Source organism: Amycolatopsis pretoriensis (assembly GCF_900107925.1).
In the GTDB taxonomy this organism is placed as follows: Bacteria; Actinomycetota; Actinomycetes; order Mycobacteriales; family Pseudonocardiaceae; genus Amycolatopsis; species Amycolatopsis pretoriensis.
Map to the genome: position 1 here is coordinate 531821 of NZ_FNUJ01000004.1, position 14082 is coordinate 545902.

Below are 14082 nucleotides of genomic sequence, written 5' to 3' on the forward strand. Positions count from 1 at the left end.
TCATGCCGATGATCAGCGTTGCCATGTTCCCCGGCCGCACCCCGGCCCAGAAGAGCGCCTTGGTCCGGGAACTGACCGACGCGTTCATCCGCACCTGCGGCGGCAAGCCCGAGGGGGTCCAGGTGACGCTCGTCGAGATCGGCGCCGACCACTGGGCCACCGGCGGCGTCCTGCACTCCGACCGCTGAAACGCCGTGAATGGCACATTGAGGGACTAAGTGTCCCTCAATGTGCCATTCACGGACTTGCGGTCAGCGCAGGCCGAGGGCCCGCAGGGCGAAGTGGACCTCGATCGACGTCTGCTTGATCGTCTCCGCGATCACCAGCGAGCCGTGGCCGGCGTCGTAGCGGTAGAACTCGTGGAGCAGGTCGCGGCCGCCGAGCCGGTCGAGGTAGTTCTCGATCTGGCGGATCGGGCAGCGCGGGTCGTTGTCGCCGGCCAGCACGAGCACCGGCGCCGTCACGGCGTCGACGTACGTGAGCGGCGAGCACTCCCGGTACACCGCCGGCACGTCCTCCGGCGAACCGCCGAAGAGCGCGCGGTCGAACGAGCGCAGCTGCTCCATCTCGTCCTCGTACGCGGCGACGTAGTCCGCCACCGGTACCCCGGCGACGCCCGCCGCCCACCGCGTCGGCTGCGTGCCGAGCGCGAGCAGCGACAGGTAGCCGCCCCACGAAGCGCCGTTCACGACGCACTTGGCCGGATCGCTGAGTCCACTTTGGACGGCCCAGTCGTGCACCGCGGCGACGTCCTCCAGTTCGGTCAGCCCGGGCCGGCCTTCGATGGCGTCGCGCCAGGCCGAGCCGTAGCCGGTCGAACCGCGGTAGTTGACCTCGACCACGGCGAACCCGGCGTCGAGCCAGGTCGCCCGGTAAGCGGAGAAGCGGTCTTCGTCGGCCGCGTGCGGGCCGCCGTGCAGCGAGAACACCGTCGGCAACGGGCCCTCCGGCGCGTCCGACGGCCGCGAGACCAGCGCGTGGATCCGCCCGCCGACGCCTTCGACGAACGCGTCGGTCACCGGCTCGGACCCCGGCGCGCGCTCGCCCGGCGGCTCGAGCAGCACCGAGTCGGTGCCGTCGGTGGTGCGCGACCGGACGGCGGCCGGCTCGGCGGCGCTGGACCACGAGTACTCGACCGTCCCGTCCGGACGGACGCCGGCGCCGCCGATGCGCCCGGCCGGTGTGTCCACAGAGGACAGTGCGGCCGTGTCGAGGTCGTAGCGGTACAACGAGCTGCGGCCTTCGTGGAAGTGGACGACGAGCAGGGCGCGCGCGTCCGGGTACCAGCCGGCGACGACTTCGCCGGGCAGGTCGAGTTCGATCTCGGTCTCGCTGTCGGCCCGGACGTCCCAGACGAGCAGCTCTTCGCGGCCACGGCGTTCGTGCAGCACCAGCAGGCGCTGGTCGCCGGGCAGCGGCGAGAACTCGAGGGCGGTCAGGCCCTTGCCCTCGCCGTCCCACTTGTCGGCCACCGCGGCGAACCCGTCGGTGGCGAGCACCCGCAGGGCGGGGTGGCGCGAGTCGCCGTGCTCGGAGTGGGAGATCGCGATCAGGCTCTCGTCGCGGGAGAGCGACGCGATGCCGGCGTCGTCGGCGTGGCTGTAGAAGCGCTGCGTCTCGCCGCCGATCCGGGCGAACAGCTCGCTGCCGTCGTCGGTCGAGACGCCGACCGCGACGAGGTTCGCGCCGATCTCGAGGCCGGCGGGGTAGCCGTCGTGGACGTCCGGCACGGCCTTTTCGGGCTCGCTGCCTTCGGTCGCGGCGAAGGGCTCGCGCACCCACGAGCCGAACTCGTCGCCGTCGGTGTCGTCGAACCACCAGATCCACGCGCCGTCCGGGGACGGCGTGGCGTGCAGGGTGCCGTTCGGCCGGTCGGTGACGCGGCGGTGCTCGCCGGTCGCGCGGTTCCAGGCGTAGACCTCCCAGACACCGCTGGAGTTGGAGACGTAGATGTTGGCGTCGGGGGCGTCGCGGGCCCACTCGGGCGAGGAGATGCGCGGCGCGTGGAAGCGGGCGCGCCAGCGGTTCTCGGCTTCGGCGTCGTCGAACAGCCGGTCCGGGACCTCCGCGGGCGGATATTGGTTCGCTGACTGCGTGCTCACCCCTCGATCCTGCCACCTTCTGGCCGTACTGTGTGCGGGGTGCTGGAGGGTTACGCGCCGGGCTACGGGCGAGACGCGGTTTCGATGATGTCCGCGCGCACGGCGGTGGAGCGCGCGACGTTCGCCCAGCCGCTGTTCGCACCGGGGACGTGGGTGGTCGACCTCGGCTGCGGCCCGGGCTCGATCACCCTCGGGCTGGCGGCGGAGTCCCGCGTCACCGGGCTCGACCTCGACGCGGGTCAGGTCGAGCTCGCCCGCGCTGCCGCGCGCCGCGCCGGAAGGTCCACTGTGGACTTTCTCGTGGCGTCGGCGTACGACTTGCCGTTCGCCACCGGCAGTGTGGACGTGGCGTTTTCGCACGCGCTGTTCGAGCACCTGTCCCGCCCGCTGGACGCGCTCGCGGAGCTGCGCCGGGTGCTGCGGCCGGGCGGCAGGCTGGCGTTGTCCACTTCGGACTGGAGCAAGGCGCGCCTGCGCCCGAAGACGGCGAACGTCGACGCGGCGCTGAGAGGGCACTACCTGCTGCGCCGCCAGGCGGGCGGCAACCCGTTCGCGGGCCGGGTCATCGCCGACCAGTGCGCGGCGGCGGGTTTCACCGACGTGGTGTCGAGAGCCCGCTACCGCTCGGACATGAGCTACCGCGATCTGGCGAGGTACGTGGAGACGCGGCTGGAGGCGGCGCTCAAGGAGGAGGGCCGGGACCGAGACCAGCTGGCGAGCGCGGCCCGTTCGGCGTGGATGTGGACCCGCGGCGGCGACGGGGACTTCAGCCAGTGCTGGGTCGAAGTGACGGCGACCCGCTGAAACCAGACGGAAACGGAGAGCCGGGTAACGCGCAGCGTGGCGTCGGGGGTCCAGGGGGCGAAGCCGCCCTGGCGGGGGTTTGGGGGTTCGACCCCCAAAGAACGCCGAGAGGGCCGGCAAGGTTGGCGCTTTCCGCCAACACACCGGCCCTCTCGGCTCTCTCGTCGGGGTGGCGGGATTCGAACCCACGACCTCCTCGACCCGAACGAGGCACGCTACCAAGCTGCGCCACACCCCGAGGTACTGCTTAACGGGTCGTGGAGAAGTCTAGCGGACGGTGTCGCGGGCTTTTCGGGGGGCCGTCTTACGCGATTTCGGCGACCCCGATCCGCGCGGGACCAGGGTCAACAAGCTCGCCTCGGGCGGGCACGCGAACCGAGCCGGCGCCCACGGCGACGTCCCCAAACCGGCCGAAACGTGCAGCCACATGTGCGCGCCCCACCGCGAGGCCCCGCGCGCGCGGCTGCGATCCAGCTCACAGTTCGTGACCAGCGCGCCGTAACCCGGGAGCCGGAGCTGGCCGCCGTGCGTGTGGCCCGCCAGGACCAGGTCGTAACCGTCCGTGGCGAACGTGTCGAGCACCCGCGGTTCCGGCGAGTGCGTCACGCCGATGCGGACCGCCGCGCCGCTGTCGGCCGGGCCAGCGATGTCGGTGTAGCGGTCGCGGCGCAGGTGGGGGTCGTCGACACCGGCCGCGAACACCGCCTGGCCGCCGACGTCGATCGTGCGGCGGACGTGCGTCAGGTCGGTCCAGCCGTGCTCGACGAACGCCGCCCGCAGGTCGCGCCACGGCAGCTGGACGCCGTGGATGCGCTTCTTCTTGCCCTTCGGCATCAGGTACCGGGCCGGGTTCTTGGGCTTCGGCGCGTAGTAGTCGTTGCTGCCGAAGACGAACAGGCCGGGGCGGTCGAGCAGCGGGCCCAGCGCGCGCAGCACGGACGGGACCGCCGTCCGGTGCGACAGGTTGTCGCCGGTGTTGACGACGAGGTCCGGGTTCAGCTCGTCCAGCGCGGCGACCCAGCGCTGCTTGCTGCGGTGGCCCGGCAGCATGTGCAGGTCCGAGACGTGCAGGATCGTGAAGGGCCGCGACCCGGGCGCCAGCACCGGAAGCTCGGCGGTGCGCAGGGTCCAGTGGCGCCGTTCGATGCCGACGGCGTAACCGAGGGTCGCGACGCCGAGCGCCACCGTCCCCGCGGCGAGGCGCTTCGCGGTCGCCCCCGACGTGCTTGTGTTACTGAGCGTGCTCACGAAGCCCAGGATACGTGCTCAACGGTTGGGTGAACTCGCCGCCGTTCCGGGGAACCTGCCGCTTAGCATTTGCGTCGGCCCGATAGACGGGAATCAAGCCGGGGGGCTTGGGGAGAACGATGGAGCAGTTCGGGCCGTACAAGATCGAAGGCCTGCTCGGCCGAGGGGGCATGGGCGAGGTCCACCGCGCGTACGACACGGCGCACGACCGCGTCGTCGCGCTGAAGCTGCTGTCCGGTCCGAACGCGGGCGACGAAGCCTTCCGGGCCCGGTTCCGCCGCGAGTCGCAGATCGTCGCGCGGCTGCGCGAACCGCACGTCATCCCGATCCACGCCTACGGCGAGATCGACGGGCAGCTGTACCTCGACATGCGGCTCGTCGAAGGCAAGGACCTCAAGGAGCTGCTGGAAGACGGCCCGCTCGAGCCCGCGCGGGCCGCCGGGATCGTCGAGCAGGTCGCCGGCGCGCTCGACGCCGCCCACGAAGACGGCCTGGTGCACCGGGACGTCAAGCCGTCCAACGTCCTGGTGACGAGCGCGGACTTCGTGTACCTCGTGGACTTCGGCATCGCGCGGTCGATGACCGCCGAAGGCACGTCGATCACCGGCACCGGCAACGTGATCGGCACGCTCGACTACATGGCGCCCGAACGCTTCGGCGACGCGCCGATCACCGGGCTCGTCGACGTCTACGCGCTCGCGTGCGTGTTCTTCGAATGCCTCACCGGACGGCGCCCGTTCCCGGCGGAGGGCGCGGCCGCGCAGCTGGGCGCGCACCTGAACGCGCCGCCGCCGGTGCCGTCGCAGGAGCGGCCCGGGCTGCCACCGGCGCTGGACGCGGTGGTGGCGCGCGGGATGGCTAAGAACCCGGCCGACCGCTACCCGACGGCCCAGGCGTTCGCCGAGGCCGCCCGCGCGGCCGTGAGTGCCCCGGCCGCTCCGCAGCCGACGTGGCAGAAGACCCTGCCGGGCCCGGTGACCCCGCCGCCGACCCTGGCCGCACCGCCGCCCACGCTGGCCGGGCCGCCACCCACCTTCTCCGGGCCGATCCCGCAGCAGCACGCGGTGTCCGCCCCGATGACCCCGCCGCGTCCGATGCCGGCCACCCCGTACGCGGGCCCGCCGACCGGTTCGTACCCCGGCCCGCGGACGGGCCCGCAGCCTTTCACCGGGCCGTCGGGCAAGCTCGCCCCGGCCGCGGCCAGGCCGCCGAAGTCCCAGCGGAACCGGTGGATCGCGCTGTGCGGCGCGCTCGCCGGCGTAGTCGTGGTCGCGCTGCTGATCACGTACCTGGTGACCAAGGACAACGCGCAGACCGCCGGCCCGGGCCCGCAGACGCCACCGGTGACGGTCGAGCCCCCGACGTCGTCGACGCCGGCTCCCGAGAGCTCGACGGAGAAGTCGAGCCCGCCACCGTCCACTTCGGACACAAAACCGGCACCTGACGGCAAGCTGTTCGCCGCGCTTCCCGCGGTGTACAAGCAGTACACGTGCGTGCCCGCCGCACCGCCGGCCGGCACGGCCGCGGCGGCCGAGTGCACGGACTCGACCGTCGGCGACGTGAAGATCGGCAACGTGGTGTTCCAGCAGCCGACCGGGGCGCGCTTCCTGCGTTTCGCGGACGCGGCGGCGATGGACGCGTTCTTCCAGGACGTCGTGAAGACCCAGGGCCTGACCCGCAACGACGCCCAGGGCGCGTGCCGGCCGGACAAGTACCCGAAGATCTGGGGGACGTACTACCGCGCGGAGGTCCCGAACCCGATCCCGGGCGAGTACCTGACGTGCTTCCTCGGCGACCCGGCCCAGCTGATCTGGACGGAGAAGAAGGATCTCGTCGCGGGGATCCTGTTGTCCACCAAGGTGACCGACAACGACGAGCTGGACAAGCTCTACCAGTGGTGGAACACCGAGATCCTGTCGGACATGCCGCAGAACTGAAGAAGGGCCCGCGGTTCCCCGCGGGCCCTTCTGCTCCGGCTACCGGGCGCCGCCGCCCATGTACCGCGGATCCGGTTGCGGCAGCTCCACTCTCGGCTGGCCTTCCATGATGTTCTTCATGGCGCCGAACCAAGTCCGGGCCGGCGCCTTGCCACCGAAGATGTTGCCGCTGGGACACACTCGGACCGAGCCCGGTGCGTTGCCGTCGCAGATGCCGCCCTGGCCGCCGCCGAACTTGAACGTCATGGCCGCGCCCGCCAGCTGCGGGGTGCCGCCGACGAACGTCGCCGAGACGTTGCCCTGCGTCGTGCCCGTCTTGCCGATGATCGGCCGGTCCCACTTCACCGCGCTCGCCGCGCCGGCCGACGTGCCGCCCGGCTGGTCGTCCTTGCTCATGCCGACCGCGAGGGTGTTCGCCAGGCCTTCGGGCACCGCCTGCTCGCACGGCGCTTCCTTGATCGGCACCGGCTGGCCGTTGCGGTCGGTCACGCCGGCGATCGGCGTCGGCGGGCACCAGACGCCGCCCGAGAGGATGGTCGCCGCCACGTTGCCCAGCTCCAGGCCGCTCAGCGGGCTGAAGCCCAGGGTGAACGCGCCGAAGCCCGGCCAGTTCCCCTTGGGGCCGTAGAACTCGGCCTGGCTCAGGCGCTTCTCGTCCTTCTCCGCCTTCGGGTCGACCGTGCCGCCGCCGGCGTTGCTCGCCATCGTGTCGCGCATGCCGAGCCGCTTGGCCATGTCGATGGCCGGCGCGGTGCTGCCGAGCCGGTCTTCGAGCTCGACGAACGCGGTGTTCGGCGACGTCGCGAGCGCCGTCTGCAGGGTCGCGCCCTGGGCGATCCGGCTGTAGTCACCGGCGTTGCCCACGCAGTACCAGCGCGAACGCAGCGGCGGCCCCGTGGACGGGCAGTTGTCGCCGCCACCGCTGAACACGTGGGACACGTAGGTGTCCGGCACCTGGACCGGCGAGTAGATCCCCGCCACGCCCTTTTCGAGCGCCGCGGCCGAGGTGAAGATCTTGTACGTCGACCCCGCGCCGCCGGTGTTGTAGACGCCGGTGGGCAGCGCGTACGTCGTCTGGCCGGCGTCCTGGTCCTGGCCGTAGTCGCGGTTCGCCGCCAGCGCGACCACCTCGTGCCGGTCCTTGCCCGGTCTGATCAGCGACAGCGTGTTCGCGACGTACTTCTGGGTCTTGTTGACCTGCGTCTCCGCCGAGACCTTCGCCTCGTGGTTGGCGCGCTCGTCCAGGGTGCTCTTGATCGTGTAGCCGCCGGTGTACAGCTGGTCCTTGGTCATCCCACCCGCCTTGAGCAGGTAGTCCTCGACGTACTGGCAGAAGAAGCCGGCTTCGGCACCGGCGCCGATGCAGTTCGCCGCGGGTTTGGCCGGGAAGTCCGGCACGACGCCCAGCGGCTCGCCCTTGAAGCGGTCGGCGTCGGCCTTGGCCAGCTTCTTGTTCTCCACCATCCGGTCGAGCACCAGGTTGCGGCGCGCGGTCGCCTTGTCCGGGTGCTTCCACGGGTCGTTGTTGATCGGGTTGTTCACCAGGCCGGCCAGCAGCGCGGCCTGCGGCACGGTGAGCTTCTCCGGCGTCGTGTTGAAGTACGCGTGCGCGGCCGCGCCGATCCCGTAGATCTGGCGGGAGAACTCGACGATGTTCAGGTAGCCCGCGAGGATCTGCTGCTTGGTCAGCTTCGTCTCGAGCTGGATCGCGATCCGCGCTTCCTTGAGCTTGCGGGCGATCGACTGCTCCTGGGCCTTCTTCTGGCCGATCGGGTCGTTCCGGTAGACGACGTTGATCAGGTAGTTCTTCGTGTACTGCTGGGTCAGCGTCGACGCGCCCTGCGTGTCCGCGCCGGTGCTGTTGCTGACGGCCGCGCGCAGGGTGCCCTGCCAGTCGACGCCGTGGTGCTCGTAGAACCGCTTGTCCTCGACCGAGACCAGGGCCCACTTCATGGCCTCGTTGATCTGGTCCGGCGTGATCGGCAGCCGGTACTGGTCGTACAGGGTCGCGATCGGCTTGCCGGTGCTGTCGGTGACGGTCGTCACCAGCGGCGGCGGGATGTCGGCGAGGTCCGACGACGTCTTCTCCACCGTCTCGCTCGCCTGGTTGGACATGACACCGGCCGCCCCCACGACGGGGAAGAGCATGCCGGCGACGAGCACCCCCGCGAGCAGACAGAGGCCGATGAGCTTGAACAAACCATCCGCTTTTCGCACGAGGGCCAGGCTACCCGGGGCGGGTGGGGTGCCGGTGACGCCGTGTCTCCGAGGGTGTGAATTCAGTGACAAAACCGACCCCCTTCGGTGACATCTGGTAACGGAAGGCATCCTGGGTCTCGACGGGGGGAACCGAGGGCCCCTACAGTCCGTCAACGTCTCACGTAGACAAGCCGACGGATGGATCAACGCGGGTGGGAGCTCGCTTGGTCCGATCGGCGGCACCGGCACCGGGGAGGTGCCCGGAACCGACGTGAGCAGAGGGAGACACGCTCGCGGGGGCAAGGAGCGCAGTGCCTTTCCCCGCTGGTGCGTCGATCACCAGGGTAGGGAGCTGGGGGTATGGAAACCAACCAGTCGAGCTGGCGAATCAACGCGTCCTGCCGGGACGCCGACCCGGACGGCCTGTTCGTCCGGGGCGCGGAGCAGAACCGGGCCAAGGCGGTCTGCATGGGCTGCCCGGTCCGGACGGAATGCCTCGCCGAAGCACTCGACGGCCGGATCAACTTCGGCGTGTGGGGAGGCATGACCGAGCGGGAGCGGCGGGCGTTGCTGCGCCGCCGCCCCGACGTGGTGAGCTGGGCGGACCTGCTCGACGCGGCCAAGAGGGACGCGGAGGAGCGGGTGGAAGTCGGCTGAGCGCCGCGGTGGGGTGCGCGGTCCTGCCACCGCGCACTCCCCCGAGCGGCACTTTCACGTGAAAGTGCCGCCCGCAGGGCGGAGCTTTCACGTGAAAGCTCCGCGTCAGCCGGCCAGCTTCACGCCGATGTCGCGCAGGCCCTCCAGGTCGTGCACGTCACCGGCCAGCGCGGGCACCCGTGCCAGCGCCACCTCGGGGTGGGCCCGGGTGAACCGCGCCAGCAACCGCTCCTCGCGCGCCGCCAAGCTGACCCGGTCCGCGTGCAGCCGCAGCACCGCCTCCGCCAGCGGTGCGTTCTGCAGCGTCTCGGCCGCCGCCAGCGCCTCCGCGCCCGACAGCGACGCCAGCACCGGGTGTGTCCGGTTCGCGATCAACCCCGCCAGCGGCATCGACTCCGACGACAGCCGCTCCACGAAGTAGGACGCCTCGCGCAGCGCGTCCGGCTCCGGTGCCGCCACCACCAGGAACGACGTCCCGGACGAACGCAGCAGTTCCGCCGTCTTGCGGGCGCGCTCGCGGAAGCCGCCGAACATGCTGTCGAACGCCTGCATGAACGCCGACGCGTCGGTCAGCAGCTGGCCGCCGATGATCGTCGACACCGCTTTCGCGAACATCGAGAAGCCCGCGTTGACGACCTTGCGCAGCCCCCAGCCGCCGGCCTTCGCCGGGCCCGTCAGGAGGCGGATCATCCGGCCGTCCAAAGCGGACGACAGCCGCGTCGGCGCGTCCAGGAAGTCCAGCGCGGACCGGCTCGGCGGGGTGTCCACGATGATCAGGTCCCAGTCGCCGGTCGCCGCGAGCTGGCCCAGCTTCTCCATCGCCATGTACTCCTGCGTGCCGGAGAACGACGTGGAAATGGTCTGGTAGAAGGGGTTCTTCAGCAGCGCTTCGGCGCGTTCCGGGCCGGCGTGCACGCGCACCATGTCGTCGAACGTGCGGCGCATGTCGAGCATCATCGCCCACAGCTCGCCCTTGGGCTCGAACCCGTCGACCCGCACCTGCTTCGGGTGGTTGCCGAGTTCGCGCAACCCCAGCGCCTGGGCGAGCCGGCGCGCGGGGTCGATCGTCAGCACGACGGTCTGCCGCCCGCGCTCGGCCGCGCGCAGGGCCAGCGCCGCGGCCGTCGTGGTCTTGCCGACGCCGCCGGAGCCGCAGCAGACGATCACGCGGCTCTCCTGGTCGTCGAGCAGCGCGTCGATGTCGATGGTGGTCACAACCGCACCCCCTGGTCGGTCAGGGCTTCGGCCAGGTCGTAGAGGGCCGCGACGTCGACGCCGTCGGTCAGGTCCGGCAGTTCGAGGGTCGGCAGGTCGGCCTCGGCGAGCTGCTCGCGCGCCCGCTGCTCGGCGGCGACGCGCACGGCGTGCTCGACGGTCTCGTCGACCAGCGCGTCCAGGGTCTCCTGCGGCAGCTTCAGCCCGGCCGTCGCGAGCCCGTCGCGGACGCGGGAGGCGTCGACGCGCCCGTCCGCCGCAGCGGTCACCGAGCGCGCGGGCAGCCGCGGCGGTCTGACCCGGTTGACCAGCACCGCGCCCGGGCGCAGGTCGGCGCCGTCCAGCTCGGCCACGGCCTCGACGGTCTCGCGGACCGGCATCTCCTCCAGCAGCGTCGCGAGGTGGATCACGGTCTCGCCGGAGTGCAGCAGCCGCACGACCCCCTCGGCCTGGCCGCGGATCGGGCCGGTCTTCGCGAGGTCGGTGAGGGCCTTGGTGACGTCGAGGAACTTGACGACCCGGCCGGTCGGCGGCGAGTCGACGACGACGGCGTCGTAGGTGTGCCGCCCGTCGGACTCGGTGCGCCCGACGCACTCCTTGACCTTCCCGGTGAGCAGGACGTCGCGGAGTCCCGGGGCAAGGGTGGTCGCGAACTCGATCGCGCCCATCCGCCGCAGCGTCCGGCCGGCGAAGCCCAGGTTGTAGAACATCTCGAAGTACTCGAGCAGCGCGGCTTCGACGTCGATGTGCAGCGCGCGCAGCTCGCCCCCGCCGGGGACGGACGCGATGCGCTGCTCGGCGTAGGGCAGCGGCTCGGTGTCGAAGAGCTGGGCGATGCCCTGGCGGCCCTCGACCTCGATGAGCAGCACGCGGCGGCCTTCGCGGGCGAGCGCGAGGCCGAGCGCGGCGGCCAGCGTCGTCTTGCCGGTCCCGCCCTTGCCGGTGACGAAGTGCAGCCGGGCGCGGGCAAGCTCGTCGGTCCAGCCGGCATGGGGAATGGTCACTTCTTCACCCTAAATCAGCTCTCAGCTGGCCAGCAGCATGACGCTGACCGCAGCGGCGACCGCCGCGACCAGCACCCAGGCGACGAGCCCGGGCAGCACCGTGAGGGTGAGCACACCCACGACGAGCAGCAGCGTGAAGGTGATCACGCCGCCGAGGGCGACCTGGCCCGAGCTCTGCGTCCGGTCGCGCACCTTGGCCATCACGACGAGCACCAGGGGCAGCCCGGCCGCCGCGAGCAGCGCCGTCGCGATCACGCGCCACGTATCCACGGGTCCACGCTAGCGACGTGAGATGAACCACACCCCGGCGCGTCGCACGCCGTTTTCCGGCGGTGGCCCCCGGCGGTCTTGCCCGCTTGGCTACGCTCCCGTTTCATGAGCGCCACCAAGTGGGAGTACGCGACCGTCCCCCTCCTGATCCACGCGACGAAGCAGATCCTCGACCAGTGGGGCGAGGACGGCTGGGAACTGGTCACCGTGCTGCCGAACCCGACGGGCGAGCAGCACGTCGCGTACCTCAAGCGTCCGAAGGGCTGACCTCGTGAGCTGGAGCGAACGGCTGAAGGAGCTCGGCCTCGAGCTGCCCGGCGTGGCGGCCCCGCTGGCCGCCTACGTGCCCGCCGTCCAGAGCGGCAACCACGTCTACACCTCCGGCCAGCTGCCCTTCGTCGACGGCGTCCTCGCCGCGACCGGCAAGGTCGGCGCGGAGATCAGCCCCGAAGAGGCGAAGGGCCACGCCCGCACGTCGGCGCTCAACGCGCTCGCGGCCGTGCACGCGTTGGTCGGCATTGACAACGTCACGCGGATCGTCAAGGTTGTCGGCTTCGTGGCTTCCGCGGAGGGCTTCACCGGCCAGCCGGCGGTCGTCAACGGCGCGTCCGAGCTGCTCGGCGAGGTCTTCGGCGACGCGGGCATCCACGCCCGCTCGGCCGTCGGCGTCGCGGAGCTGCCCATCGGGTCGCCGGTGGAGGTCGAACTGATCGTGGAGGTGCAGTGATGGACCCGGACATCGAGCAGTCCACCCACGAGCTGCTGCTCCGGCTGGCCGGGCGGCTGCCCGACCAGCTGCTGTGGCGGTTCCGCGACTGGCTCGGCGAGGGCGCCATGGGCACGCTCGCCCGGACCCTGCCGAGGTCTTTGCTTAAGCACAGGATTGACCTCGACCAGACGGAGTACCGCCTGCTCGTGGCCGGTCTCATCCCGCACGGCGCCGACTGGCACCAGGTCAGTTCGACGCTGGGGGTAGACGACGTTGCCGAGAACCGGTACACATTCACGGCGAGTGCGCCCGAATGGGTTAACTCGGTCGACTCCGTGTCCGTGTTGATCCACGCAACGTTGCGCGGTCGCCCGGACGTGGGGGAAGTGCGGCAGAGCTGGCGACACGTCGGTGTGGTCGGGCAGGGCACGGCCAAGCGCGTCCTGCTGATCACCGCGCTCAACGGTCTGCCGAGGTTGACCGGTGAACTGCAGCGGGTGCTGCGCGTGCTGGGCGACGAAGAGCCCAGCGTCGAGGTCATCCCGCCGCGCTTCGACCTGCCGGAGTACCACCGGGCCGCGCTGGCCGATTCGGAACTGGTCTGCGTGGGCGCCGCTGCGGGGAACCGGCTAGTAGCCGCATAACGCTCGCCCGCCAGCGAGCTGGGAGGGAGCAAGGCAATGGTGGAGGTCCACGACGGCCCGCCCATGGACGGGTTTTCGGTGCCCCTGCGCCTGCACAACCTGTTGCTGGCCCTGGCGGGCCGGATCGACGACAGCGCACTCACCGAAGCGCGTGAGCTGATCGCCCGGGCCCACATCGACGAGGCGGTCGAGCTGACCACCGGCACGCTCATCGCGGGCCGGATCCCGGTCAGCTCCGCCGAGCAGCGCGAGCTCGCGCTCGTCCTCGAGATGAGCCGCTCGGACGCGACGCTGGCGAACGACCTGCTGGTCGACGAGGCCGAGCCGGTCAACACGCACCGGTTCACCGGCGAGAACTCCCCGGAGTTCGGCATCGCCGAGGCGCTCGACCGGACGCTGCAGGTGCTGCCGGACGTCCGGTCGGTGCACGCGGTGTGGCGCAACACACCGGCCGGCAGCGTGCCGGGCGCGCTGCCGCAGCGGGTGGTGCTGGTCGAGCTGGGGCCGGAGGGCAACCCGCCCGCCGTCGCGTTCCGCGTCGACACGGCGCTGCGCCGGGCCGGGATCCACTCCGTCGTCGAGGTCAGCGGTCCGGGCGTCGCGCACTCCGAGTACCACCAGGCCGCTTCGGCGGCCGCGTCGCCCGCCTGGGTGACCGGGAGCACGACGTCGTCCGCTTCGGTGTACCGGCCCGAGCCGGTCAAGCCGCCGGTGACGGTGAAGGCCGAGCCGGTCGCGGAGTCTTCGGGCAGCCGGCACAGCATCCGGTCGAGCACGGCCACGACGACCCCGCCGGAGCCGGTGGCCCCGGTGGTGCCGATCGTGTCGCCGCCGCCCGCCCCGGAGCCGCCCCGCCAGTCGCGCGTGGAGCGGTCGTCCGACCGGTCCGAGACGCGGGCGGAGCGCACCGCCGACCTGACACCGGCCGAGGTCGCGCAGCTGCGGCAGGCGCTGGCCGAGGACCCGGAGAAGGGCCGCGAGATCGCCGCGGGCAAGCCGTCGATGCACGAGGTCGTCGAGCTGCCCGCGCTGGACCTGGACGACCCGAGCCTGAGCGAGCGCGACCGGGCGCTGCTGCGTGAGCTGCACGCGGAGCTGGCCGAGCGCGAGCGGGCCGAGGCGGCGAAGATGCGGCTCAACGGCGCTTCCCGCTCCGGCGGCGACCAGCGCGGCTGGACCGCTCCCTAGGTTCATCTTCGGCAAAGGCGGAGCTTTCACGTGAAAGCTCCGCCTTTCCGCTGTCTGGGATGCCACAACCGCGCGACGGAACGCGGGGGTCCGGAGGTATGTTCC

The 14082-nt window shown here is 71.6% G+C and carries 14 protein-coding genes and 1 tRNA gene; 8 read left to right on the forward strand and 7 right to left on the reverse strand.

From position 1 onward, the window contains the following. Positions 1-2: 2 nt before the first annotated feature. A complete protein-coding gene (locus tag BLV96_RS20110; protein ID WP_086679218.1) occupies positions 3-188 on the forward strand; it encodes a tautomerase family protein in 186 nt (61 codons plus the stop codon). Positions 189-251: 63 nt separating this feature from the next. Here BLV96_RS20110 and BLV96_RS20115 read toward each other — a convergent pair whose 3' ends face one another. Next, complete coding sequence (locus tag BLV96_RS20115; protein WP_086679219.1) at positions 252-2102, reverse strand: prolyl oligopeptidase family serine peptidase; 1851 nt, start codon at positions 2100-2102, stop codon at positions 252-254. Positions 2103-2141: 39 nt separating this feature from the next. Here BLV96_RS20115 and BLV96_RS20120 point away from each other — a divergent pair, with 39 nt between their 5' ends. Continuing rightward, on the forward strand, positions 2142-2906 hold the full coding sequence (locus BLV96_RS20120) for a methyltransferase domain-containing protein (RefSeq protein WP_086679220.1): 765 nt from the start codon (positions 2142-2144) through the stop codon (positions 2904-2906). Positions 2907-3070: 164 nt separating this feature from the next. Here BLV96_RS20120 and BLV96_RS20125 read toward each other — a convergent pair. Together BLV96_RS20125 and BLV96_RS20130 are read right to left on the reverse strand one after the other, a co-directional pair. Beyond that, positions 3071-3144: transfer RNA gene (locus tag BLV96_RS20125), tRNA-Pro, on the reverse strand. 29 nt (positions 3145-3173) lie between these two features. Beyond that, entirely contained in the window at positions 3174-4154 is a 981-nt protein-coding gene (locus BLV96_RS20130) for a metallophosphoesterase (RefSeq protein WP_167379659.1), read from the reverse strand. Positions 4155-4273: 119 nt separating this feature from the next. On the opposite strand from BLV96_RS20130, the gene BLV96_RS20135 reads away from it, so the two are divergent. After that, a complete protein-coding gene (locus BLV96_RS20135) occupies positions 4274-6091 on the forward strand; it encodes a serine/threonine-protein kinase (RefSeq protein WP_086679221.1) in 1818 nt (605 codons plus the stop codon). A 39-nt stretch (positions 6092-6130) separates the two neighbouring features. On the opposite strand, the gene BLV96_RS20140 is transcribed toward BLV96_RS20135, so the two are convergent. Next, entirely contained in the window at positions 6131-8308 is a 2178-nt protein-coding gene (locus BLV96_RS20140; RefSeq protein ID WP_208608280.1) for a transglycosylase domain-containing protein, read from the reverse strand. Positions 8309-8650: 342 nt separating this feature from the next. On the opposite strand from BLV96_RS20140, the gene BLV96_RS20145 reads away from it, so the two are divergent. After that, entirely contained in the window at positions 8651-8947 is a 297-nt protein-coding gene (locus BLV96_RS20145) for a WhiB family transcriptional regulator (protein ID WP_086679223.1), read from the forward strand. A gap of 105 nt (positions 8948-9052) precedes the next feature. On the opposite strand, the gene bagB is transcribed toward BLV96_RS20145, so the two are convergent. From bagB to BLV96_RS20160, 3 genes are read right to left on the reverse strand one after another with little or no spacing between them, the layout of a single operon-like run. Next, positions 9053-10162 carry an ATPase BagB gene (bagB, locus tag BLV96_RS20150; RefSeq protein ID WP_086679224.1) on the reverse strand — a complete coding sequence of 370 codons (1110 nt, stop codon included), beginning with the start codon at positions 10160-10162 and terminating at the stop codon, positions 9053-9055. Then, positions 10159-11166, reverse strand: a complete 1008-nt coding sequence (bagA, locus tag BLV96_RS20155) for an ATPase BagA (protein ID WP_086679225.1) — start codon at positions 11164-11166, stop codon at positions 10159-10161. Before bagA ends, bagB begins: the two co-directional genes overlap by 4 nt. Before the next feature lie 21 nt (positions 11167-11187). Beyond that, entirely contained in the window at positions 11188-11436 is a 249-nt protein-coding gene (locus BLV96_RS20160) for a hypothetical protein (RefSeq protein WP_086679226.1), read from the reverse strand. Positions 11437-11541: 105 nt separating this feature from the next. Here BLV96_RS20160 and sp36 point away from each other — a divergent pair, with 105 nt between their 5' ends. Genes sp36 through BLV96_RS20180 form a run of 4 tightly spaced genes read left to right on the forward strand, consistent with a single transcriptional unit; the run spans position 11542 to position 13977 of the window. After that, positions 11542-11703: a Sp36 family protein gene (gene sp36 / locus BLV96_RS20165; RefSeq protein ID WP_086679227.1), complete on the forward strand. Its 162-nt coding sequence runs from the start codon at positions 11542-11544 to the stop codon at positions 11701-11703. A 4-nt stretch (positions 11704-11707) separates the two neighbouring features. Further along, positions 11708-12163: a RidA family protein gene (locus BLV96_RS20170; protein ID WP_086679228.1), complete on the forward strand. Its 456-nt coding sequence runs from the start codon at positions 11708-11710 to the stop codon at positions 12161-12163. After that, positions 12163-12789, forward strand: coding sequence for a hypothetical protein (locus BLV96_RS20175; protein WP_086679262.1), 627 nt, complete (start codon positions 12163-12165; stop codon positions 12787-12789). The genes BLV96_RS20170 and BLV96_RS20175 overlap by 1 nt, the downstream gene beginning before the upstream one ends. 36 nt (positions 12790-12825) lie before the next feature. After that, positions 12826-13977: a hypothetical protein gene (locus BLV96_RS20180; protein WP_086679229.1), complete on the forward strand. Its 1152-nt coding sequence runs from the start codon at positions 12826-12828 to the stop codon at positions 13975-13977. Positions 13978-14082 lie beyond the last annotated feature (105 nt).